The 21,939-nt window shown below is 74.3% G+C and carries 21 protein-coding genes; 13 read left to right on the top strand and 8 right to left on the bottom strand.

Translation table 11 applies throughout. From position 1 onward, the window contains the following. Window positions 1-3: 3 nt before the first annotated feature. From ABD361_RS02570 to paaA, 6 genes are all read right to left on the bottom strand, one after another. The gene (locus tag ABD361_RS02570) at window positions 4-1,134 is read right to left on the bottom strand and encodes an acyl-CoA dehydrogenase family protein (RefSeq protein ID WP_344432973.1); all 1,131 of its coding nucleotides are present in this window, start codon (window positions 1,132-1,134) and stop codon (window positions 4-6) included. Between the two features lie 126 nt (window positions 1,135-1,260). Further along, on the bottom strand, window positions 1,261-2,346 hold the full coding sequence (locus ABD361_RS02565; protein WP_344432971.1) for a 2Fe-2S iron-sulfur cluster-binding protein: 1,086 nt from the start codon (window positions 2,344-2,346) through the stop codon (window positions 1,261-1,263). Next, a complete protein-coding gene (gene paaD, locus ABD361_RS02560; RefSeq protein ID WP_344432970.1) occupies window positions 2,346-2,903 on the bottom strand; it encodes a 1,2-phenylacetyl-CoA epoxidase subunit PaaD in 558 nt (185 codons plus the stop codon). Before paaD ends, ABD361_RS02565 begins: the two co-directional genes overlap by 1 nt. After that, the gene (gene paaC / locus ABD361_RS02555) at window positions 2,897-3,616 is read right to left on the bottom strand and encodes a 1,2-phenylacetyl-CoA epoxidase subunit PaaC (protein ID WP_344432969.1); all 720 of its coding nucleotides are present in this window, start codon (window positions 3,614-3,616) and stop codon (window positions 2,897-2,899) included. The genes paaD and paaC overlap by 7 nt, the downstream gene beginning before the upstream one ends. Then, window positions 3,613-3,900 (bottom strand): 1,2-phenylacetyl-CoA epoxidase subunit PaaB, encoded by a 288-nt coding sequence (gene paaB, locus ABD361_RS02550; protein WP_336410259.1) that lies wholly within the window; start codon window positions 3,898-3,900, stop codon window positions 3,613-3,615. The genes paaC and paaB overlap by 4 nt, the downstream gene beginning before the upstream one ends. Further along, window positions 3,897-4,847, bottom strand: coding sequence for a 1,2-phenylacetyl-CoA epoxidase subunit PaaA (paaA, locus tag ABD361_RS02545; RefSeq protein ID WP_344432968.1), 951 nt, complete (start codon window positions 4,845-4,847; stop codon window positions 3,897-3,899). Before paaA ends, paaB begins: the two co-directional genes overlap by 4 nt. 245 nt (window positions 4,848-5,092) lie before the next feature. Between paaA and ABD361_RS02540 the strand changes: the two genes are divergently transcribed. The 3 genes from ABD361_RS02540 to ABD361_RS02530 are packed head-to-tail and all read left to right on the top strand — an operon-like array spanning window position 5,093 to window position 7,854. Continuing rightward, window positions 5,093-5,800, top strand: coding sequence for a DUF5819 family protein (locus tag ABD361_RS02540; protein ID WP_344432966.1), 708 nt, complete (start codon window positions 5,093-5,095; stop codon window positions 5,798-5,800). After that, on the top strand, window positions 5,797-7,074 hold the full coding sequence (locus ABD361_RS02535) for an HTTM domain-containing protein (protein WP_344432965.1): 1,278 nt from the start codon (window positions 5,797-5,799) through the stop codon (window positions 7,072-7,074). The genes ABD361_RS02540 and ABD361_RS02535 overlap by 4 nt, the downstream gene beginning before the upstream one ends. 9 nt (window positions 7,075-7,083) lie before the next feature. Beyond that, window positions 7,084-7,854, top strand: a complete 771-nt coding sequence (locus tag ABD361_RS02530; protein ID WP_344432964.1) for a TrmH family RNA methyltransferase — start codon at window positions 7,084-7,086, stop codon at window positions 7,852-7,854. Between the two features lie 207 nt (window positions 7,855-8,061). Here ABD361_RS02530 and paaN read toward each other — a convergent pair whose 3' ends face one another. Then, window positions 8,062-9,765: a phenylacetic acid degradation protein PaaN gene (gene paaN, locus ABD361_RS02525; protein ID WP_344432963.1), complete on the bottom strand. Its 1,704-nt coding sequence runs from the start codon at window positions 9,763-9,765 to the stop codon at window positions 8,062-8,064. Window positions 9,766-9,903: 138 nt separating this feature from the next. On the opposite strand from paaN, the gene ABD361_RS02520 reads away from it, so the two are divergent. Together ABD361_RS02520 and ABD361_RS02515 are read left to right on the top strand one after the other, a co-directional pair. Then, window positions 9,904-11,427, top strand: a complete 1,524-nt coding sequence (locus tag ABD361_RS02520) for a 3-hydroxyacyl-CoA dehydrogenase (protein ID WP_344432962.1) — start codon at window positions 9,904-9,906, stop codon at window positions 11,425-11,427. Between the two features lie 2 nt (window positions 11,428-11,429). After that, complete coding sequence (locus ABD361_RS02515) at window positions 11,430-12,023, top strand: TetR/AcrR family transcriptional regulator (RefSeq protein ID WP_344432961.1); 594 nt, start codon at window positions 11,430-11,432, stop codon at window positions 12,021-12,023. A gap of 97 nt (window positions 12,024-12,120) precedes the next feature. Here the strand turns inward: ABD361_RS02515 and ABD361_RS02510 are convergent, their stop codons facing one another. Further along, entirely contained in the window at window positions 12,121-12,627 is a 507-nt protein-coding gene (locus ABD361_RS02510) for an Lrp/AsnC family transcriptional regulator (RefSeq protein WP_344432960.1), read from the bottom strand. 170 nt (window positions 12,628-12,797) lie between these two features. On the opposite strand from ABD361_RS02510, the gene pdhA reads away from it, so the two are divergent. The 8 genes from pdhA (at window position 12,798) to ABD361_RS02470 (ending at window position 21,874) form a co-directional block, all read left to right on the top strand. After that, a complete protein-coding gene (pdhA, locus tag ABD361_RS02505) occupies window positions 12,798-13,964 on the top strand; it encodes a pyruvate dehydrogenase (acetyl-transferring) E1 component subunit alpha (RefSeq protein WP_344432959.1) in 1,167 nt (388 codons plus the stop codon). Continuing rightward, a complete protein-coding gene (locus tag ABD361_RS02500; protein WP_344432958.1) occupies window positions 13,961-15,007 on the top strand; it encodes an alpha-ketoacid dehydrogenase subunit beta in 1,047 nt (348 codons plus the stop codon). Before pdhA ends, ABD361_RS02500 begins: the two co-directional genes overlap by 4 nt. Next, a complete protein-coding gene (locus ABD361_RS02495; protein WP_344432957.1) occupies window positions 15,007-16,404 on the top strand; it encodes a dihydrolipoamide acetyltransferase family protein in 1,398 nt (465 codons plus the stop codon). The genes ABD361_RS02500 and ABD361_RS02495 overlap by 1 nt, the downstream gene beginning before the upstream one ends. A gap of 37 nt (window positions 16,405-16,441) precedes the next feature. Further along, complete coding sequence (locus ABD361_RS02490; protein ID WP_344432956.1) at window positions 16,442-17,299, top strand: NTP transferase domain-containing protein; 858 nt, start codon at window positions 16,442-16,444, stop codon at window positions 17,297-17,299. A gap of 323 nt (window positions 17,300-17,622) precedes the next feature. Continuing rightward, window positions 17,623-19,101, top strand: a complete 1,479-nt coding sequence (locus tag ABD361_RS02485) for a molybdopterin molybdotransferase MoeA (RefSeq protein WP_425583139.1) — start codon at window positions 17,623-17,625, stop codon at window positions 19,099-19,101. Next, a complete protein-coding gene (locus tag ABD361_RS02480) occupies window positions 19,098-20,168 on the top strand; it encodes a potassium channel family protein (protein ID WP_344432955.1) in 1,071 nt (356 codons plus the stop codon). The genes ABD361_RS02485 and ABD361_RS02480 overlap by 4 nt, the downstream gene beginning before the upstream one ends. A 79-nt stretch (window positions 20,169-20,247) precedes the next feature. Next, window positions 20,248-21,228: an NAD(P)H-quinone oxidoreductase gene (locus ABD361_RS02475; protein WP_344432954.1), complete on the top strand. Its 981-nt coding sequence runs from the start codon at window positions 20,248-20,250 to the stop codon at window positions 21,226-21,228. Window positions 21,229-21,355: 127 nt separating this feature from the next. Beyond that, entirely contained in the window at window positions 21,356-21,874 is a 519-nt protein-coding gene (locus ABD361_RS02470) for a hypothetical protein (protein ID WP_344432953.1), read from the top strand. Window positions 21,875-21,939: the final 65 nt, after the last annotated feature.

Genomic DNA, 21,939 nt, shown 5'->3' with positions numbered 1-21,939 from the left:
GATCTAGCCCGGGGTGTGGGCGGCCAGCAGGTCGCCCAGGGCCTCCTCGTGGGCGGCGGCCGGGCCCAGCGCCAGTTCGAGCTGCTTGGCCCAGGCGTGGTAGCGGTGCAGGGCGTAGTCGGTGTCCGCGCCGAAGCCGCCGTGCAGGTGCTGGGCGGTCTGCACCACGCGGCGCACGCCCTCCGCCGCCCAGATCTTGGCGACGGCCACGTCGGCCGCGGCCGGCAGCGGGCCCGGGGCGCCGGACTCCAGGCGCCAGGCGGCCTGCCAGAGCGTGGCCTCCATGGCGCGCAGGTCGATGTAGCGGTCGGCGCACTGGACGGCCACGGCCTGGAAGGTGGCCAGCGGGTGGCCGAACTGCTCGCGCTTGCTCGTGTAGTCGCTCGTCATCCGGGCGGCCGCCTCGCCCAGGCCGAGGGCCAGGGCGCAGGTGCCGCAGGTCAGCGTGGTGCGCAGCAGCTCCCAGGCGCCGTCGGCGGTGATCATCTCGGTGTGCTCGGCGCGGACGGAGTCCAGGGTCAGGTGGGCGAGGCGCTCGCCGTTGGTGGAGACCTGCTCGGCGAGGGTGATGCCGGTGCGGCCGGGCGGGAGCAGCGCGAGGACGGTTCGTCCGTCGGGCGTGTGCGCCGGCAGCAGGACGCGGTCGGCGGTGGCGGCCCACGGTACGGCGGTGTGGGCGCCGTCCAGGAGCCAGTGGCCGGCGTGCGGGGTGGCGGTGGCGGACAGCGTGGGGGCGTCGTGGCCGGTGCGGCCGTTGGCGGCCACGGTGACGACGAGCTCGCCCCGGGCGAGGGGCGCGAGCAGGTGCCGGGTCTCCGGTGCCGCGCACGCCCGCAGGACCAGGGCCGCGGCGGCGGTCTCCAGCAGCGGGACGCGGGCCAGCACCCGGCCGGCCTCGCGCAGCACCAGGCACAGGGCGAGGGGGCCGAGGCCGGAGCCGCCGTGCTCCTGCGGCACGACGAGGCCCAGCAGGTCGGCGCGGGCCAGGCGCTGCCACAGCGGGCGGTCGAAGTCCTCGGCGACCGCGCCGGGGGTCAGGGCCGGGCTGGGGACGGCATCGGGGGCGACGCCCGAGAAGACGGCCCGTGCGGCCTCGGCGGCCGCCTGCTGTTCCTCGGTGAAGGTGAAGTCCACTGCGCCGCCCCTTCGTCAGCCGTCCACATCATCTGACGGCCCGTCAAGATAGGGGCTGCTCGCCCAATTGGGAATGCCCAATTGGGAATGTGGAGACGCCGTCGCATTGTGCACGAGCCGGTCGGCTCAGCGGTCGAAGTCCAGCTCGACCTCCTCCGTGGCCGGGTGGGACTGGCAGGCCAGGACGTACCCGGCGTCCAACTCGTCCTGCTCCAGAGCGAAGTTGCGGTCCATCCGCACCTCGCCGGAGACCAGGAACGCCCGGCACGTGCCGCACACGCCGCCCTTGCAGGCGTAGGGGGCGTCGGCGCGGTTGCGCAGGACGGTCTCCAGCAGCGACTCCCCCTCGCGCACCGGCCACCTGCCGCTGCGGCCGTCGAGCTTGGCGGTCACCGTGCTGTGCGCCGGTGTCCCGGCCGGTGCGCCGGCCGCCGCGGGGCCGGCGGGGTCCTCCTCGACGTGGAAGATCTCCTGGTGGACGCGCTCGCGGGGGACGCCCAGCGCCTTCAGCGCGCCGCGGGCGCCCTGCACCAGCCCGTGCGGGCCGCACAGGAACCAGCCGTCGACGTCCGGCACGGGCAGCAGGGCCGGCAGCAGCCGGGTCAGCCGCTCCTCGTCCAGCCGGCCGGAGGCGGGGCCGGCCTGCTGCTCCTCGCGGGAGAGGGTCTGCACGAGCTGGAAGCGGTCGGGGAAGCGGTCCTTGAGCTCGGCCACCTCGTCCAGGAACATCGTCGAGGCCGTCGTGCGGTCGCTGCGTATCAGGCAGAAGCGGGCGGCCGGCTCGCTCTCCAGCAGCGTGGAGACGATGGAGAGCACCGGGGTGATGCCGCTGCCGCCGACGATCGCCGCGAAGTGGCCCGGGCGCGGGGCGAGCACGAACCGGCCGGCGGGCACCATCACCTCGACCGTGTCCCCGGGGGCGAGCTCCTTGAGGGCGTACGTGGAGAAGGCGCCCCCGTCCACCAGCCGCACCCCGATCCGCAGGGACTGCGGCCCCTCGGGGCCCGGTGCCCGGCCGCAGAGGGAGTAGGTGCGGCGTATCTCGGCGCCGTCGGCCGTCCGGCGCAGCGCCAGGTGCTGGCCGGGCGTGTACCGGAAGGCCTCGCGCAGGGCGGGCGGCACCGCGAGAGTGACGGCGACCGAGTCGTCGGTGAGCGGTTCGACGGCCGTGACCCGCAGGTAGTGGAACGCGCCGTGGTGGGCCGCTGCCATCACAACTCCTTGAAGTGGTCGAACGGTTCGCGGCAGGACTCGCAGCGGCGCAGGGCCTTGCAGGCGGTGGACGAGAACCGGCTGAGCAGCGTGGTGTCGGTGGAGCCGCAGTGGGGGCAGCGGATGGCCAGGTCGACCATGACCGGCCCGCTCGCCCCCGTGGGCCGGGGCGGGGCTATGCCGAACTCGGCGAGCTTGCGCCGCCCTTCGGGCGTGATGTCGTCGGTGGACCAGGCCGGCGAGAGGACGGTGCGGACCGTCACCTCCTGCTGGCCGTGGGCGCGCAGCACCTGCCGGACGTCCTCGGACATGGCCTCGATGGCGGGACAGCCGGTGTAGGTGGGGGTCAGCTCCACCTCGACCCGGCCCGGACCGGTGATGTGCACCTGACGCAGCACGCCCAGCTCGGCCAGGCTGAGCACGGGCAGCTCGGGGTCGGGGACGGCCCCGGCCAGGGCCCGCAGCTCCTCTTCCAGCGGCGTGGGATGCAGCGGTGTGGGATCCAGCGGCGTGGGCTCCGGCCGCGTGGGCTCCAGGGGGGTGCGCGGGCTCACCATGACGCCCCCGGGTGGCTTCGGTGCAGGTGCTGCATCTCGGCGAGCATCCGCCCGAACGGCTCGGTGTGGATGCCCTGCCGGCCGCCGCCGGCCGTCCAGCTGCCGGTTTGCGGGCCGCCGGGGACGGTGAGCGTGGCCCGCTCGACCACGTCGGCGACCGCCTTCGTCCAGCCCTCGCGCAGCTCCGTCCCGTCCACCTCCAGGCCCTCGACGGGCTCGAACAGCTCGCCGGTGTACCGCCACAGGCCGTCCAGGGCGTCCTGCATCCGGGTGTGGCTCTCCTCGGTGCCGTCGCCGAGCCGCACCGTCCAGTGCTCGGCGTGGTCGCGGTGGTAGGCGACCTCCTTGACCGCCTTGGCGGCCAGGCCGGCCAGCGGCCCGTCCCCGGCGGCCAGCTGCCCGTACAGCAGGTGCTGGTGGACGGAGAAGAACAGCTGCCGGGCCATCGTGCGGGCGAAGTCGCCGTTGGGCTGCTCGACGAGCTGGACGTTGCGGAAGGCGCGCTCCTCGCGGCGGAAGGCCAGCTCGTCCTCGTCGCCGACGAGGGAGAGCAGGGTGCGGGCCTGGCCGAGCAGGTCGAGGGCGATGTTGGCGAGGGCGACCTCCTCCTCCAGCACGGGGGCGTGCCCGGCCCACTCGCCGAGCCGGTGGGAGAGCACCAGGGCGTCGTCGCCGAGGGCGAGCGCCGCGGGAAGGGCGGGTGCCACGGTCACAGGTGCCGCACCCCCTCGGGGATCTCGTAGAAGGTCGGGTGGCGGTAGGGCTTGTCGGCGGCGGGCTCGAAGAAGGGATCCTTCTCGTCCGGCGACGAGGCGGTGATCGCGGCGGAGGGCACCACCCAGATCGAGACGCCCTCGGAGCGCCGCGTGTACAGGTCGCGGGCGTTGCGCAGGGCCATCTCCGCGTCCGGCGCGTGCAGGCTGCCGGCGTGCGTGTGGGACAGGCCCCGCCTGCTGCGCACGAACACTTCCCACAGGGGCCAGTCGGTGCCGGTCATGCCGTCGCCTTCCCGTGCTTGGCCGCGTACGCCGCGGCTGCCTCGCGCACCCAGGCGCCGTTCTCGTGTGCCGTGCGGCGCTGGGTGATGCGCTGGTCGTTGCAGGGGCCGTTGCCCCGGAGCACTTCCTGGAACTCGGCCCAGTCGATGGGCCCGAAGTCGTAGTGGCCGCGCTCCTCGTTCCACCGCAGGTCGGGATCGGGCAGGGAGAGCCCGAGGGACTCCGCCTGGGGGACGCAGATGTCCACGAAGCGCTGGCGCAGCTCGTCGTTGGAGTGCCGCTTGATCTTCCATGCCATGGACTGCGCGGAGTGGGCCGATGCGTCGTCGGGCGGGCCGAACATCATCAAGGAGGGCCACCACCAGCGGTTCACGGCGTCCTGGGCCATCTCGTGCTGGGCCGGCGTGCCGCGGCTGAGGGTGAGCAGCAGCTCGTACCCCTGGCGCTGGTGGAAGGACTCCTCCTTGCAGATGCGGACCATGGCGCGCGCGTACGGCCCGTAGGAACAGCGGCACAGCGGCACCTGGTTGGTGATGGCCGCGCCGTCCACCAGCCAGCCGATCGCGCCGACGTCGGCCCAGGTCAGGGTGGGGTAGTTGAAGATCGAGGAGTAGCGCTGGCGGCCGGCGTGCAGCTTGTCGAGCAGCTCCTCGCGGCTGGTGCCCAGCGTCTCGGCCGCGCTGTACAGATACAGCCCGTGGCCCGCCTCGTCCTGGACCTTGGCCATGAGGATCGCCTTGCGCCGCAGGGAGGGCGCCCGCGTGATCCAGTTGGCCTCCGGCTGCATGCCGATGATCTCGGAGTGGGCGTGCTGGGCGATCTGCCGGACGAGCGTCGCGCGGTAGGCGTCGGGCATCCAGTCGCGCGGCTCGATGCGCTCGTCCGCGGCGACCGCGGCGTCGAACACCGCCTCCAGAGTCCCTGCCTCCGGCGCCGTCGTGGTCATGTCCGTGCCCCCTCGCCTCGCGAACTCTCCCTACCGACCGATCGTTCGGTTCAATGGTGGGCCCGGCCCCGGGGCCTGTCAACCCTGTGGATAACCCGGCGGGCGGTCCGCGGGCGGGCGTGCGCGCGGCCGTCCCGGGCCCTCCGGGCGCTGGGCCTGCCAGGCCCGCGTCGGTACGGTTCGGGTCGTACACCGCAAGAAAGCAGTACGAGAGCAGTACGCGAGCAGACGGAATCGGGGCGGGCATGGAGACGCACGAGGCGGGCGCGCGAGCCGGCGGGGCGGCCGGGCGGGCGGGACCCCACCCGCCCGCCGCCGGGGTGAGGAGCCTGTCCCTGCCCGCCTGCCTGGTCGTCACGGCCGGCGCCGCCCTGATCGCGCTGGCCGCGACCATGCACCTGCTGATGGTGTTCCTGCACGTCGCGCCGCAGAACACCGTCAGCAGACAGCACGCGCAGGCGATAGACGACTACGTCCTTCCCGAGTTCGAGCAGAACTGGAAGTTCTTCGCCCCCAACCCCCTGCAGCAGAACATCGCCGTCCAGGCCCGGGCCGAGCTGCGCGGCCCAGACGGCCGCACCACCGTCACCCCCTGGACGAACCTGTCGGCCCTCGACGGCGCCGGCATCCTGCACAACCCCCTGCCCAGCCACACGCGCCAGAACGAACTGCGCCGCGCCTGGGACTTCTACGCCGCCACCCACGACGTCCAGGAACGCCCCCAGGGCCTGCGCGGACGGCTCTCCGAGAGCTACGTCCGGCGCATCGTCGTCTCCCGCCTCGGCGCGCAGCGCGACGGCCGCCCCGTCGACCGCGTCCAGGTCAGGACCGTCACCACGCCCATCGCCCCGCCGCCCTGGAGCCAGGAGAAGGCCGACACCACGCCCGTCCAGCGGGTGCTCGCCTGGTGGCCGGTGACCGGCGACGACCTCGCGGAGGCCCGGACCCGATGAACGCCTCGACCACCACCGCCCTCCGGCGCGGCATCGACCGCGTCACCGGCTCCTCCCTCGGGCCGTACCAGAGCGCCCTCCTGCGGATCGGCCTGTCCTTCGTGTGGGTCGGCTACCTGCTGCGCGAATGGCCCGAACGCCACGAGCTGTACGGCCCGAACGCCCCCTGGGGCTGGTCGCTGGCCCGCGAGCTGACCGCCGACAACCACGCCTTCACCGTGCTCATGTGGTCCGACGGCCGGTGGTGGTTCGAGGCCGTCTACGCGCTCGCCGTCGTCTCCGGCGTCCTGCTCATGCTCGGCTGGCGCACGCGCACGATGTCCGTGCTGTTCATGCTCGGTGTGCTCGGCCTGCAGAACCGCAGCGTCTTCGTCGGCGACGGCGGCGACAACGTCGTCCACCTGATGTCCATGTACATGGTCCTCACCCGCTGCGGCCGGGTCTGGTCGCTCGACGCCCGTCGCGCGGCCCGCCGGGCCCGCGAAGGCGCCGCCCCGGGGCGGGACACGACGGGCGTGGTGCTGTGGGCCGTGTGCGGAACGGCCCTCGCCGCCGCCCAGGTCCTCGCCGACCCCGCGCTGTCGTGGACCGAGCACGGCCCCCTCCCCGGCATCGGCTGGGCCGCGGCCCTGTGGGGCCTGTGGGGCGTGCACGGCCTGTGGTGGGTGGTCTGCCGCCACGCCCCCGGCGAGCCGCGCACCGTGCTGGACGTGCTGGCCCATCTGGCGCACAACGCCGCCCTGTTGGTGATCATGGCCGAGGTGTGCCTGATCTACGCCACGGCCGGCTGGTACAAGATCCAGGGCTCGCGCTGGCAGGACGGCACCGCGCTGTACTACCCGATGCACATCGACTACTTCTCCCCCTGGCCCGCGCTCTCGCACGCCCTGGCGTCGGACGGCACGGTGGTGATGCTGCTCAGCTACGGCACCGTGATCGCGCAGACGGCCTTCCCCTTCACCCTGCTGAACCGGCGCGTGAAGAACGTGCTGCTGCCGGTGATGATGGCCGAGCACGTGGGCATCGCCGTGCTCATGGGCCTGCCGTTCTTCTCCCTGGCGATGATCGTCACCGATGCGGTGTTCCTGCCGACGTCCTTCCTGCGCCGCCTCGGGACGGCGGCCGGACGGCTGACGGGACGGATGACGGCGCGACTGACGGGGCGGCTGCCGGGCCGGGCGGTCCCGGTCGCCGGCGGCACCAGCGGCACCGATGGCGCCGGCGAGGCCGCCGGCGACCGGCCCAGGACGTCGACTCCGGTCGGCGGACCCTAGGCTGAGCCCATGACCAGGCACGACGACTCCGAGACCACGGCGGCGCCGGAGCGGTGGGCCGCCCTGGCCCCCGGCGCCGTGCTCCTCGACGGCTTCCACGCCCTCAAGCACGCCCTGCGCTTCGGAGCGCCGGTGAGCATGGCCCTCACCAGCGACCGGGCGGCCGCCCTGGAACTGGCCGAGGACCTGGCCGACGACCTGACGGACCGGCTCGCGGACCTCTTGGTGGAGGTTCCTGCGCAGACCCTGCGCACCCTGCTGCCCAGGGTCCACCCGACGGGAGTGGCCGCACTGGCCGGCCGCCCCGACCGCGACGCCCATCTGCAGGCGCTGGCCCGGCGGCCGCGGCAGGCACCGATCGTCGTCCTGGACAACCCCCGCAACCTCGGCAACGTCGGCGCGGTGGTGCGCCTCGCGGCCGGGTTCGGGGCCACCGGCGTCATCACCACCGGCACCCTCGACCCCTGGCACCCCAACGCGGTGCGCTCCGGGGCCGGGCTGCACTACGCGACGGCCGTCGAGCGGCTGCCGGCGGAGGACCTGCCGGACGGGCCGCTGTACGTCCTGGACCCGGAGGGCGAGGACATCCGTGCCGTGGCCGTGCCCGACGACGCGCTGCTCGTCTTCGGCTCGGAACGGCACGGGGTGTCGGCGGAGCTGCGGGGCAGGGCGGACCGGTTGGTCGCCCTGCCGATGCGGCCGCAGGTGTCGAGCTACAACCTCGCCACGAGTGTGGCGATGGCCTTGTTCCACTGGGGTTCGGGGGCGCGGGCCGATTAGGGCGTGTCCGGTGGATCGTGCAGCGCCCCGTAGGGGCGCGGGGAACTGCGCGACAAGCCACGACGCGCCCGTAGACGGAGCGCCGTGCTGCGCCCGGGCCCAGGGGTGGCGCGCTTGGCTGCGGGCCGTTGGTGGCTGATCGCGCAGTTCCCCGCGCCCCTTACGGGGCGCCGTGGTGCCGCGTGACGAAGATCCGCCGGACAGGCCCTAGGCCTGGCGGCGGACCTCCACCACGCGGAAGCGGGGGGCCACGAACGCGCTGTCGCACAGCACCGCGTTGGCGGCCGGGTTGCCGCCGGAGCCGTGGAAGTCGGAGAAGGCCGCGGTCTGGTTCACGTACACACCGCCCGTGAGGTTCAAGGAGAGCTGGGCGCACTCCTCCAGGCAGGCCTCCTCCACCAGGCGCTCGACCTCCGGCGACGTGGTGTACGCGCCGACCGTCATCGCGCCCTTCTCCCGCACCGTGCGGCGCAGCAGCTCGACGGCCGCCTCCGCGGAGTCGACGGCCACCGCGAAGGACACGGGGCCGAAACACTCGGAGAAGTAGGCCGCTTCGGCATCCGGCTTGGCGCCGTCCAGCTTGACGATCACCGGGGTGCGCACGGTGGCGCCGGGGAAGTCGGGGTTGGTCAGCGTGCGCGAGGCCAGGGCGACCTCGCCCAGCTGCGCGGCGGCGTCGATGCGGGCCTTGACCTGGTCGTTGACGATCGCGCCGAGCAGGGCGTTGGCCCGGGCGTCGTCGCCCAGCAGCTTCTCCACGGCCATGGCGAGGTCGGCGACCACCTCGTCGTACGACTTGTGGCCGGCGTCGGTGGCGATGCCCTCGCGCGGGACGAGCAGGTTCTGCGGGGTGGTGCACATCTGGCCGCTGTACAGGGACAGCGAGAAGGCCAGGTTGGAGAGCATGCCCTTGTAGTCGTCGGTGGAGTGGACGACGATCGTGTTCACACCGGCCTTCTCGGTGAAGACCTGGGCCTGGCGGGCGTTGGTCTCCAGCCAGTCGCCGAAGGCGGTCGAGCCGGTGTAGTCGATGAGGCGGATCTCGGGGCGCACCGCCAGGCTCTTGGCGATGCCCTCGCCGTCCCGCTCGGCGGCCAGCGCGACCAGGTCGGGGGAGAAGCCGGCCTCGCGCAGCACCTCGCGGGCGATGCTCACGGTCAGCGCGAGCGGCAGCACGGCCCGCGGGTGCGGCTTGACCAGGACGGCGTTGCCGGTGGCGAGGGACGCGAACAGGCCCGGGAAGCCGTTCCACGTGGGGAAGGTGTTGCAGCCGATGACGAGCGCGATGCCCCGGGGCACGGGGGTGAAGCGCTTGTCCAGCTTCAGCGGGTCGCGCTTGCCCTGCGGCTTGACCCACTCCGCGCTCTCCGGCGCGGCCGCGGTCTGCTCGGCCAGGGCGTAGACCACGGCCTCCAGGCCGCGGTCCTGGGCGTGCGGGCCGCCGGCCTGGAACGCCATCATGAACGCCTGGCCGCTGGTGTGCATCACGGCGTGCGCGAACTCGTGCGTACGGGCGTTGATACGGGCCAGGATCTCCGCGCTCACCGCCGCCCGGGCCAGCGGCCCGGCCTCGCGCCAGGCCGGCATGGCCGCGCGCATGGCGGGCAGCAGGACGTCGGTGTCCACATGCGGGTACTCGATGGAGAGGTCGATGCCGTACGGCGAGACCTCGGAGCCGGCCCAGCCGTCGGTGCCGGGCTGGTCGAGCTCGAAGCGCCGGCCGCGCAGCGCGTCGAAGGCCGCCTGGCCGGCGGCGGCGTCGAGGCTGCCGGGCACGCCCTCGGGGCCGTAGGCCTTCGGGTGCTCGGGGAAGGGGGACCAGTAGGCGCGCGTGCGGATGGCCTCCAGCGCCTGGTCGAGCGTGGGGCGGTGCTTCTCGATCAGCTGAGCGGTGGTGAGTCCGGCGGTCACGTCTGACCAACTCCTCGTCGAGCGGGGCTCCGATACGGGGGACCAGATGCACCCCCGATGGATACAGTAACCGAACGATCGGTCGGGACAAGGGGGCCCGGCGAACCTGTGGACAACGCATCGGGGAGGATCACTGCCATGACCGCAATCGACCCGGCCCGTGCCGTCGCCGTCGTCGGCACCGGCACCATGGGCCAGGGCATCGCCCAGGTCGCCCTGACCGCGGGGCACCCCGTGCGGCTGTACGATGCCGCGCCCGGCCGCGCGGAGGAGGCGGCGGGGGCGATCGCCGCCCGGCTCGGCCGCCTGGTGGACAAGGGCAGGCTCGACGCCGCCGTCCGCGACGCGGCCCTCTCCCGGCTGCGGCCCGCCGCGCAGCTCGCCGAACTCGCCGGCTCCGCGCTGGTCATCGAGGCGATTGTGGAGCAACTCGGCGTCAAGCAAAAGCTGTTCGAGGAGCTGGAACAGGTCGTTGCGCAGGACTGCCTGCTGGCCACCAACACCTCCTCCCTTGCCGTCACCGCCGTCGCCGCGGCCCTGCGCCACCCCGGGCGCTTCGTCGGCCTGCACTTCTTCAACCCCGCGCCGCTGATGCCGCTGGTGGAGGTGGTCCGCGGCTTCGCCACCGACGAGGCGGCCGCCGAGCGGGCGCGGGCGACCATGACGGCCTGGGGGAAGACGCCGGTGGCCTGCGCGGACACCCCCGGCTTCATCGTCAACCGCCTCGCCCGGCCCTTCTACGCGGAGGCGCTGCGGGTGTACGAGGAGGGGGCGGCCGACCCGGCGACCATCGACGCCGTCCTGCGGGAGAGCGGCGGCTTCCGCATGGGTCCCTTCGAGCTCACCGACCTCATCGGTCAGGACGTGAACAACTCCGTCACCCATTCGGTGTACGAGGCGTTCTTCCACAGCCCGAAGTTCACGCCGTCGCTGGCGCAGGGCCGGCTGGTGCAGGCGGGGCTGCTGGGCCGGAAGACCGGCCGCGGGTGGTTCGCGTACGGCGAAGGAGCCGAGAAGCCCGAGCCCGGCACGGCCGAGCCGTGCGCGGCCCCCGCCGAGGTGGGGTACCGCCACCGCCTCACCGGACCCGCCGCGGTCCTGCCGCAGATGATCGAGGAAGCGGGCATCAAGATCACCCGTGACGGCGGGCAGGACACCTACGACGGCAGCATCGTCCTGCCCGGTGGAACCGAGCTGTGCCTCACGGACGGCCGGGGGCCCACCAACGCCGCGCACCTCGGCCCCCGCATCGACTTCGACCTGGCGCTGGACTACCGCACCTGCACCCGGGTGGCTCTGGCACCCTCCAGGACGGCCCCGGAGGCCGACGTCCGGGCGGCCGTCGGCCTCTTCCAGGCACTCGGCAAGAAGGTCAGCGTGATCGGCGACATCCCCGGCATGATCGTCGCCCGTACGGTCGCCCTCCTCGCCGATTTCGCCGAGGACGCCGCCGGCCGGGGCGTGGCGAGCGCCGAGGACATCGACACCGCCATGCGCCTGGGCGTGAACTACCCCGCCGGCCCGCTGGAGTGGGGGCGGTCGCTCGACACCACCTGGCTGCGGCAGTTCCTGCTGAACATGGACCACGAATACCCCGGCGGACGCTACAGCGCCTGCCAGACCCTGCGCCGCCGTGCGGCCGTCGAAGAGAGCCTGCTGTAATCATGACCATGGCCAAGCGCGACACCTACACGCCCGAATCGCTGCTCGCGGTCGCCGTCAAGGTGTTCAACGAGCGGGGCTACGACGGCACGTCCATGGAGCACCTCTCCAAGGCGGCCGGGATCTCCAAGTCCTCGATCTACCACCACGTCAAGAGCAAGGAAGAGCTCCTGCGCCTGGCGATAAGCCGGGCGCTGGACGGGCTGTTCGCCGTGCTGGACGAGCCCGGGGCGAGCACCGGGCGGGCCGTGGACCGGCTGGAGCACGTCACCCGGCGCACGGTCGAGGTGCTGATCACCGAGCTGCCGTACGTGACGCTGCTGCTGCGGGTGCGCGGCAACACCGGCACCGAGCGCTGGGCCATGGAGCGCCGCCGCGAGTTCGACCACCGGGTGGCCGGTCTGGTGAAGGAGGCCGCCGCCGAGGGCGACCTGCGCCAGGACGTGGACGCGCGGCTGGCGACCCGGCTGCTCTTCGGCATGATCAACTCGGTCGTCGAGTGGTACCGGCCGGAGCGCGGCGGCGCCGCCACGGCCGACGAGGTCGCCGCCGCCGTGATCCACACCGCCTTCGACGGCCTGCGCACGGACCGCTGAACCGGGCCGGCCCCCGCGGCCGGCCCGCCTCCCGTGCTGCTCGCCCTGCTTTGCCCGCCCTGCCTGCCCGCCCTGCCCTGCTCGCCCTGCGAGTCCTTCAGTGCGCGTCCTGCGAGGGGTGGACGTCGTCCATGTCCGTCTCCTCGAACACCAGCAGCGTCCGGGTGCTCAGCACTTCCTCGATGGCCTGGATCCGGGTCAGGACCAGCTCCCGCAGGGCCCGGTTGTCGCGCGTGTGCACCAGCAGCAGGACGTCGAAGTCCCCGCTGACCAGGGCGATGTGCGCGGCGCCGGGCAGCTCGCGCAGCTTGTCGCGCACCGTGCGCCAGGAGTTCTGGACGATCTTCAGCGTGATGTACGCGGACGCGCCGTGCCCCGCCCGCTCCTGGTCTATTCGCGCCCCGAAGCCCCGGATGACCCCGTCGTCGATGAGCCGGTTGATGCGCGCGTAGGCGTTGGCCCGCGAGACGTGCACCCGCTCGGCCACCGAGCGTATCGAGGCCCGGCCGTCGGCCTGGAGCATGCGCAGGATCGACCGGTCGATCTCGTCGAGCGGACGGGCCGGTGGTCTGCCCCCCGACGTGGCCATCTGTTCGTCCCGCATACCGCCATGCCTCCCCTTCATGGACGCGCTGTCCATATCTCAGGCTGTGGAGAACCGTTTGTCCACAGGCTCGGGCCGCCTGTAGCCAAAAAGTGTCGACGACCGAACAATCGGTAGGGAGAGCGCACGACGCTTTCCGGTCAGGCTCGTCCCAAGAGGAGGTGCTCGCCATGACGGTTCTGGAGCAGCCGGGTCCCTACCGGCCCACGCCGCCCCCCGCCTGGCAACCCCGTACCGACCCGGCACCGCTGCTGCCCGACGCGGAGCCGTTCCGGGTGCTGGGCACCCCCGCGGCCGACGCGCTCGACCCCGAGCTGATGCGCCGGCTGTACGGGCAGCTGGTGCGCGGCCGGCGGTACAACACCCAGGCCACCGCGCTCACCCGGCAGGGGCGGCTCGCCGTCTACCCCTCCTCCACCGGCCAGGAGGCCTGCCAGGTCGCCGCCGCGCTCGCCCTCGAAGAGCGCGACTGGCTCTTCCCCAGCTACCGCGACACCCTCGCCGCCGTCGCCCGCGGCATGGACCCGGTCCAGGTCCTGACCCTCCTGCGCGGCGACTGGCACACCGGCTACGACCCCCGCGAGCACCGCGTCGCCCCCCTGAGCACCCCGCTGGCCACCCAGCTCCCGCACGCCGTCGGCCTCGCCCACGCCGCCCACCTCAAGGGGGACGACGTCGTCGCCCTCGCCCTGGTCGGCGACGGCGGCACCAGCGAGGGCGACTTCCACGAGGCGCTGAACTTCGCGGCCGTCTGGCAGGCGCCCGTCGTCTTCCTCGTGCAGAACAACGGCTTCGCCATCTCCGTGCCGCTCGCCAAGCAGACCGCCGCGCCCTCCCTCGCCCACAAGGCCGTCGGCTACGGCATGCCCGGCAGGCTCGTCGACGGCAACGACGCCCCCGCCGTCCACCAGGTCCTCACCGAAGCCGTGCACCGGGCCCGGGCAGGCGGCGGGCCCACCCTCGTCGAGGCCGTCACCTACCGCATCGAGGCCCACACCAACGCCGACGACGCCACCCGCTACCGCGGCGACACCGAGGTCGAGACGTGGCGCGCCCACGACCCGCTCGTCCTGCTCGAACGCGAGCTCACCGGCCGCGGTCTGCTCGACGACGCCGGCATACGCGCCGAGGCGGAGGCCGCCGAGCGGCTCGCCGCCGACCTGCGCGAGCGGATGCACCAGGACCCCGTCCTGGATCCGATGGAGATGTTCACGCACGTTTACGCCGAGCAGACTGCCCAACTGCGCGAGCAGGCAGCACAATTGCGTGCTGAGCTGACCGCCGCGGGGGAGCTCCCGGGGCCCGGTGAGGACCCCCAGGAAGGAAGGCCGCGATGACCACCGCGCCCGCCGCAACCGGCCGCAAGCCGGCCACCATGGCCCAGGCCCTGGGCCGCGCGCTGCACGACGCCATGGCCGACGACCCCGCCGTGCACGTCCTCGGCGAGGACGTGGGCACGCTCGGCGGCGTCTTCCGGATCACCGACGGCCTGGCCAAGGAGTTCGGCGAGGACCGCTGCACCGACACGCCCCTGGCCGAGGCCGGCATCCTCGGCACGGCCGTCGGCATGGCGATGTACGGGCTGCGCCCGGTGGTCGAGATGCAGTTCGACGCCTTCGCCTATCCCGCCTTCGAGCAGCTCGTCAGCCACGTCTCCCGGATGCGCAACCGCACCCGCGGCGCCCTGCCCATGCCCATCACCGTGCGCGTGCCCTACGGCGGCGGCATCGGCGGCGTCGAGCACCACAGCGACTCCTCCGAGGCCTACTACCTGGCCACACCCGGCCTGCACGTCGTCACCCCCGCCACCGTCGCCGACGCCTACGGGCTGCTGCGCGCAGCGATCGCCTCCGACGACCCCGTCGTCTTCATGGAGCCCAAGCGGCTGTACTGGGGCAAGGACGACTGGGACCCCGAGCACCCCGAGCCGGTGCCCGGCATCGGACGCGCGGTCGTGCGCCGGCCCGGCACCTCCGCGACCCTCGTCACCTACGGCCCCTCCCTGCCCGTGTGCATGGAGGCCGCCCGCGCGGCCGCCGCGGAGGGCTGGGACCTGGAGGTCGTCGACCTCCGCTCGCTCGTCCCCTTCGACGAGGAGACCGTGTGCGCCTCCGTGCGCCGCACCGGCCGCGCGCTGATCGTCCACGAGGCCGCGGGATTCGGCGGCCCCGGCGCGGAGATCGCGGCAAGGATCACCGAGCGCTGCTTCCACCACCTGGAGGCACCGGTGCTGCGCGTGACGGGCTTCGACGTGCCGTACCCGCCGCCCATGCTCGAAAAGCACCATCTGCCGGACGTGGACAGGGTGCTGGACGCCGTGGCACGGCTGCAGTGGGAATCCGAATGGACCTCCGACGACTATGAGAGTGGTGCGCGCTGATGGCGGTCGTGCGCGAATTCACGCTGCCCGACCTGGGTGAAGGACTCACGGAGGCACAGGTCGTCCGCTGGCTCGTCGAAGTCGGCGACGTGGTCGCCGTCGACCAACCCGTGGTCGAGGTCGAGACGGCCAAGGCCATGGTGGAGGTGCCCTGCCCCTACGGGGGCGTGGTCACCGCCCGCTTCGGCGACGAGGGCACCGAACTGCCCGTCGGGGCACCGCTGCTGACCGTCGCCGTCGGCGAGACGGCCACCGCGCCGGACGCCGGCGCCGCCGAGGAGGGCTCCGGCAACGTCCTGGTCGGCTACGGCACCCAGGCCCCGGCCGCCGGCCGGCGGCGCCGGGTGCGGCCGCAGGCCCGGCCGGCCGTATCGGCCCCGGCCCCCGCCGCTGCACCCGCCCCCGGGCCGGAGGCCGCCGGCGACGCCCGTGCCGTGGCGGTCATCTCCCCGCTCGTGCGCCGGCTCGCCCGCGAGCGCGGCGTGGACCTCGGGCGGCTCCACGGCTCCGGCCCCGACGGGCTCATCCTGCGCTCGGACGTCGAACAGGCCGCCGAGGCCGGACACGGCGAGCACACCGAGCACACCGGGCACGTCGTCCGGGCCGTCCCCGCCGCAGCCGGCCCCGGCGCCACCCCGGCCGGCCCCTCGGCCGCCCGGCCCGCCGCCCGCACCGGCCGCCGCACCACCGCCGGCCGCAAGAACAACGACGGCCTGCGCGTACCCCTGCGCGGCGCACGGGGCGTCGTCGCCGAGAAGCTCAGCCGCAGCCGGCGGGAGATCCCCGACGCCACCTGCTGGGTCGACGCGGACGCCACCGAGCTGCTGGCCGCCCGCCACGCCATGAACGCCTCCGGCGGCGCCAAGGTCTCCCTCCTGGCCCTGCTCGCCCGCATCTGCACGGCAGCACTCGCCAAGTACCCCGAGCTCAACGCCACCGTCGACACCGAGGCCCACGAGATCGTGCGGCTGCCCGACGTCCACCTGGGCTTCGCCGCCCAGACCGACCGGGGCCTGGTCGTCCCCGTCGTCCGCGACGCCCACGCGCGCAACGCCGTCGAGCTCTCCGTCGAAATGGCACGCCTGACCGAGGCCGCGCGCGCCGGGAAGATCAGCCCCGCCGAGCTGACCGGCGGCACGTTCACCCTCAACAACTACGGGGTGTTCGGCGTCGACGGCTCCACGCCCATCATCAACCACCCCGAAGCAGCCATGCTCGGCGTCGGCCGAATAACGCCCAAGCCGTGGGTGCACGAGGGCGAGTTGGCGGTACGACAGGTGGTGCAGCTGTCCTTCACCTTCGACCACCGCGTGTGCGACGGAGGCACGGCAGGCGGCTTCCTGCGGTACGTCGCCGACTGCGTCGAACAACCGGCGGTGCTGCTGCGCACGGTCTGAGACCGGTGCGGACGCCGCCTGGCGACATACTCGAAGGGTGACGGAATACGACGCGGTGGTACTGGCCGGGGGAGCCGCCCGGCGTCTGGGCGGTGCCGACAAGCCCGCGGTACGGGTCGGCGGGCGCCGGCTCCTCGACCGGGTCCTCGGCGCCTGCCCCGACGCCGGACGGACGGTGGTCGTCGGCCCCAGGCGGCCCACCGCCCGGCCCGTGACCTGGACCCGCGAGGAACCACCCGGCGGCGGCCCCCTCGCCGGCCTCGCCGCCGGACTGCGCTGCGTGCGGGCCGAGCGGGTGCTCGTGCTCTCCGCCGACCTGCCCTTCCTCGCCCCCCGCACCATGCACGGCCTCCTCGGCGCCCTCGACCCCGCGGAAGCCGCACTGCTCGTCGACGCCGAGGGCCGCGACCAGCCGCTCGTCGCCGCGTACCGCACGGAGGCGCTGCGACGCGAGATCGGCCTGCTCGCAGCCGAACACGGCACGCTCAGCGGGCTGCCCGTACGACTGCTCGCCGGCGAACTGACCACGCAGCGGGTGCCGGCCGCCGCGAGCGGCCACGGGGCCGCCGCCCCCTCCTTCGACTGCGACACCTGGGAGGACATCAGCCGGGCCCGCGCACACATCAGGGACGATGGAACCGTGCTCGAAGAATGGATCTCCGCCGTCAAGGCCGAACTCGGCCTCGACCTCGACGTCGACGTCACCGGCCTCCTCGACCTCGCGCGCGACGCGGCCCACGGCGTGGCGCGGCCCGCCGCACCCCTGACGACCTTCCTCATCGGCTACGCCGCCGCCCAGCGGGGCGGCGGGCCCGAAGCGGTCGCCGAAGCGTCCCGTGTCGCGGGAGAACTGGCACGGCGGTGGGCGGCGGAGGCCGCCGGGGAGCAGGCGTGAGCGCCGGCGACGCCGACAGCGACCGCGACGGCGACGGCCGGCCCGCTTCCGCGGACGACGACCGGGCGGGGCTCGACCGGGCGACGGCGGAAGCGTTGGCCCTGCTGGCCGATGCGCGGCGGGGCGGGGGGGTGCGGCCGCGGTACCGGGTGCGGCCGGCGGGGCGGTTCGACTTCGACTTTGCGGCGGATCCGTTCGGGGAGGTTTCTTCCCCCACCCCGCCCCTTCCCGACAGTACCGATGTGCGGCTCCGCCGCGTGGGGGCTGCGCCCCGGACCCCCTTGGCCGGGACCGGGGCTGCGCCCCAGGACCCGCTGGCCCCGCTGCTCGTGCCGGCCGGGTCGGGCGTGCTGCCCGGGGACGCCCGCTCAGGGGACGGTCAGGCCGAGGGGGCTGCCGTTGGTGGCGGGGACGCCGACGGTGACGCCGGCACGGCGGCCGCGGGCGGCGCTGCGGAGCAGGCCGATGCGGCTGCTGCTGCCCCCGACGGCCCGGCATCCGGCACGGGGTCCGCCGCCTCGGAGCCGGACGATGCCGTGCCCCCGGCCTCCGAGCCGGACCGCGCCGGGTCCGCCCGCTCTGCTCGAAGCGTTCCCGAACCGGGCTCCGTCTCCCCTGAGCGTCCCACCCCCTGGCCCGCCGCCCGGGAGGTTGCCGCCGGGGCTGCCGGTGTGCTCGGGGTGCGGGACGTGGGGATCGGGGAGGCCCTGGGGCAGACCCTTGCCGTGGGGCTCACCGCACTTGTCGATCTGCCGTCCTTCGACACCTCCGCCATGGACGGGTGGGCCGTTGCCGGGCCCGGGCCGTGGCGGGTCGGCGGGGACGAGGGGATCCTCGCCGGGCGGGGGAGCATCGCGCCGTTGGCCGACGGGCATGCCGTGCGCATTGCCACCGGGGCGCGTGTGCCGCCCGGGGCCACTGCGGTGTTGCGCAGTGAGCACGGCACCGTGGGGCCGCACGGGGAGTTGCAGGCGCAGCGGCGGGTGACGCACGGTCAGGACGTGCGGCCGCGGGGGCAGGAGTGCCAGAAGGGCGACGAGTTGTTGCCGGCCGGTACGTTCGTCACGCCCGCCGTGCTGGGGCTGGCCGCGGCGTGCGGGTACGACCAGGTGCGGGTCGTGCCGCGGCCGCGCGTGGAGGTGCTGGTCCTCGGGGACGAGCTGCTGCGCGAGGGGTTGCCGCACGACGGCCGCATCCGGGACGCGCTCGGGCCCATGCTGGGCCCGTGGCTGGAGGCGCTCGGTGCCGAGGTGGTCGCCACCCGGCGCCTGGGCGACGAGGCCTCGGCGCTCAGCGGTGCGCTGGAGGCGTCGGACACGGATCTCGTGCTGACCACGGGCGGTACGGCCGCCGGTCCGGTCGACCATGTGCACCCCACGCTGCGCCGGCTGGGCGCGGAGCTGCTGGTGGACGGGGTGGCCGTGCGGCCCGGTCATCCGATGCTGCTCGCACGCCTGGGCGACGGCCGGCACCTGGTGGGTCTGCCGGGCAATCCGCTGGCCGCCGTGGCGGGGTTGTTCACGCTGGCCGCGCCGCTGCTGCGGGCGCTCGCCGGCCGTCCGGCGGCCCAGCCGTCGTGGGCGCAGGTGGCCGAGGTGGTGCCGGGGCACGCGAGCAGTACGCGCCTGGTGCCCGTGGTGCGCCGGTCGGACGGGTGGCTGCTGCCGTTGCGCTTCCACGGTCCGGCGATGCTGCGCGGCCTGGCCGGTGCGGATGCGCTCGCCGTCGTACCGCCGGGCGGGCTCGCCGCCGGTGACGCGGCGGAGGTGCTGGTGCTGCCGCGCCCGGGTGGTGCGCCGTGATCCTGCCGGAGCGCGACGCCGCGTCCCGGGACGAGGCGCCGGTGGCGGACGCCCGGGTGGTGCTGCCGCGCTGCACGGTGGCCCCGATACGGCAGGTGGGCCGCCGGCTGCTGCTCGCGCTGCTGGTGATGGTGGCCACCGTCGCCATCGTCTACGGGGACCGGCAGGGCTACCACGACAACGCCGACGGCTCGGTCGACTTCCTCGACTCCGTCTACTACGCGACCGTCACCCTGTCGACGACGGGGTACGGCGACATCGTCCCGTACAGCGACAGCGCACGGCTGAGCAACGTGCTGCTGGTGACGCCCCTGCGCGTCCTGTTCCTGATCATTCTGGTCGGCACCACGCTCGAAGTGCTCACGGAGCGCACCCGTGAGCAGTGGCGCCTGGCCCGCTGGAGGTCCGCTTTGCGCGAGCACACCGTCGTCGTCGGCTTCGGCACCAAGGGCCGGTCGGCCGTGCAGACCCTGGTGGCCACGGGGCAGCCGCGCGAGAAGGAGCGGATCGTGGTCGTCGACCCGAATCCCAAGGTCGTCGAGTCGGCCACGGCGCTGGGCTACGCGGGGGTGGTCGGGGATGCGACCCGCAGCGACGTCCTGCTGCGTGCCGAGGTGCACAAGGCCCGCCGGGTGATCGTGGCGACGCAGCGGGACGACACGGCCGTCCTGGTCACGCTGACCGCCCGGCAGCTCAACCGCGCCCTGAAGATCGTGGCCGCCGTGCGGGAGGAGGAGAACGCGCCGCTGCTGCGCCAGTCGGGCGCCGACGCGGTGATCACGAGCGCGAGCGCGGCGGGCCGGCTGCTGGGCCTGTCGGTGCTCAGCCCGAGCGCCGGCACCGTGATGGAGGACCTCATCCAGCAGGGCAGCGGCCTCGACCTCGTCGAGCGCCCCGTGGTGAAGGCGGAGGTGGGGCGCGGCGTGCGCGAGACGGACGACCTGGTCGTCTCCGTGCTGCGCGGGCACCGGCTGCTGGGCTACGACGACCCGCAGATCGGCCGGCTGCAGGCGACGGACCGCCTCATCACGATCGTCCGCGCCCGGCCGCCCGCCGCCGCGGAATAGCCCGGAACAGCGCCGGAACAGCCCGGAACAGTGCCGGAATAGCCGCGGAAGACCGCCCGCCGGCGAGTAGCCTCGCGCCATGCATGCGATCACGATTCCCGTGCCCGGCGGCCCCGAGGCCCTGGTCTGGTCCGAGGTCCCCGATCCCGTACCCGGCGAGGGCGAGGTCCTCGTCGACGTGGTGGCCAGCGGCGTCAACCGCGCCGACGTGGTGCAGCGGCAGGGCTTCTACGACCCGCCGCCCGGCGCCTCCCCGTACCCGGGGCTGGAGGTCTCCGGCCGCATCGCCGCGCTGGGCCCGGGCGTGAGCGGCTGGGCGGTGGGCGACGAGGTGTGCGCGCTGCTCGCGGGCGGCGGGTACGCCGAGCAGGTGTGCGTGCCGGCCGGCCAGCTGCTGCCCGTACCGGACGGCATGGACCTGGTCTCGGCGGCCGCGCTGCCGGAGGTGACCGCCACCGTCTGGTCCAACCTGTTCATGATCGCGCACCTGCGGCCGGGCGAGACGCTGCTGGTGCACGGCGGCGGCAGCGGCATCGGCACGATGGCCGTGCAGCTGGGCAAGGCGGTCGGCGCGCGGGTGGCCGTCACCGCGGGCGGCCCGCAGAAGCTGGAGGCGTGCCGGGAGCTGGGCGCGGACATCCTCATCGACTACCGCGAGCAGGACTTCGTCGAGGAACTCCACAAGGTGACCGGCGGCATCGGCGCCGACGTCATCCTCGACATCATCGGCGCCAAGTACCTCGACCGGAACCTCGACGCCCTCGCCGTCAACGGCCGGATGACCATCATCGGCCTGCAGGGCGGCCGCCGCGCCGAGCTGGACCTGGGCAAGCTGCTCGCCAAGCGCGCGGCCGTCGCCGGTACGTCGCTGCGCGGCCGCCCGCTCGCCGAGAAGGCGGCCATCGTGGCGGCCGTGCGCGAACACGTCTGGCCGCTGATCGGCGGCGGCAGGGTACGGGCGGTGATCGACCGCACGCTGCCGCTGCGGGAGGCGACCGCCGCGCACCGCGTGCTGGAGGAGAGCAGCCACGTGGGCAAGGTACTTCTGACGACCGCCTGACCGGACGACCGCCTGACCAGGGCCCCGTCACCCGACCGGCCCTCCAGCGCGCCGCCCCGCCGCCGGCGGCGTGTGAGGGTGGGGAACGTCCGCAGATGTCCGCAGGGGGGCTCTCGGAGGCGGCGACATGGCCGGCAGCACCGGAGCGCGAGGGTTCCTGTTCGCCCTGACGGTCTCGGCGGCCCTCATAGCCCCGGCCACGACGGGGCCGCCGGCCCTGGCGTCCGACCGGGAGCCCACGGCCGCCCCCTCGGCGCCCGCCGCGGACCCGCCGTCCCCCTCCCCGACCGGGCGCCTCGCGGGCACCCTGGCGGGCGAGGGGCGCAGGCACCCCGGCCGTGCGCCCCGGCACGGTACGCCCCGGCACGGTGCGCCCCGCAGGGACCCCGGGGGCGACGGCGACACCGGCTACGACACCGACGACGTGACCGGCGAGCAGGAGGAGGAGCCGGCCGCCACGCCGGCCGAGCCGCCGCCGGCGGCCTCGCCGGTCCCCGACGCGGCCCGCGCGCCCGCCACCCCGGCGGCGCGGCGCACGGCGACGAGGGAACGCGACCGTGTCATACGCGTGCTGCCCCTGGGTACGGGGATGACACTGACAGGTCTGGGCCTGGGGTTCCTCGCGCTACGGCTGCGACGCCGGTAGCGGACGGGGGGCGTGCGCCCGGACGAAGTTCGCGCCCCCGCGCGCCCCCGCGGTGGATCAGGCGT

It is taken from the genome of Streptomyces luteosporeus, from assembly GCF_039532865.1.
GTDB classification, from domain to species: Bacteria; Actinomycetota; Actinomycetes; order Streptomycetales; family Streptomycetaceae; genus Streptomyces; species Streptomyces luteosporeus.
This window is presented reverse-complemented; position numbering and strand designations above follow the sequence as displayed.

Bases quoted from the DNA above. Each gene is read 5' to 3' on its own strand.
- ABD361_RS02565 (WP_344432971.1), bottom strand. From the start codon at position 2,346: ATGGCAGCGGCCCACCACGGCGCGTTCCACTACCTGCGGGTCACGGCC.
- paaD (WP_344432970.1), bottom strand. From the start codon at position 2,903: ATGGTGAGCCCGCGCACCCCCCTGGAGCCCACGCGGCCGGAGCCCACG.
- paaB (WP_336410259.1), bottom strand. From the start codon at position 3,900: ATGACCGGCACCGACTGGCCCCTGTGGGAAGTGTTCGTGCGCAGCAGG.
- paaA (WP_344432968.1), bottom strand. From the start codon at position 4,847: ATGACCACGACGGCGCCGGAGGCAGGGACTCTGGAGGCGGTGTTCGAC.
- ABD361_RS02540 (WP_344432966.1), top strand. From the start codon at position 5,093: ATGGAGACGCACGAGGCGGGCGCGCGAGCCGGCGGGGCGGCCGGGCGG.
- ABD361_RS02535 (WP_344432965.1), top strand. From the start codon at position 5,797: ATGAACGCCTCGACCACCACCGCCCTCCGGCGCGGCATCGACCGCGTC.
- ABD361_RS02530 (WP_344432964.1), top strand. From the start codon at position 7,084: ATGACCAGGCACGACGACTCCGAGACCACGGCGGCGCCGGAGCGGTGG.
- ABD361_RS02520 (WP_344432962.1), top strand. From the start codon at position 9,904: ATGACCGCAATCGACCCGGCCCGTGCCGTCGCCGTCGTCGGCACCGGC.
- ABD361_RS02515 (WP_344432961.1), top strand. From the start codon at position 11,430: ATGACCATGGCCAAGCGCGACACCTACACGCCCGAATCGCTGCTCGCG.
- ABD361_RS02510 (WP_344432960.1), bottom strand. From the start codon at position 12,627: ATGCGGGACGAACAGATGGCCACGTCGGGGGGCAGACCACCGGCCCGT.
- pdhA (WP_344432959.1), top strand. From the start codon at position 12,798: ATGACGGTTCTGGAGCAGCCGGGTCCCTACCGGCCCACGCCGCCCCCC.
- ABD361_RS02500 (WP_344432958.1), top strand. From the start codon at position 13,961: ATGACCACCGCGCCCGCCGCAACCGGCCGCAAGCCGGCCACCATGGCC.
- ABD361_RS02495 (WP_344432957.1), top strand. From the start codon at position 15,007: ATGGCGGTCGTGCGCGAATTCACGCTGCCCGACCTGGGTGAAGGACTC.
- ABD361_RS02475 (WP_344432954.1), top strand. From the start codon at position 20,248: ATGCATGCGATCACGATTCCCGTGCCCGGCGGCCCCGAGGCCCTGGTC.
- ABD361_RS02470 (WP_344432953.1), top strand. From the start codon at position 21,356: ATGGCCGGCAGCACCGGAGCGCGAGGGTTCCTGTTCGCCCTGACGGTC.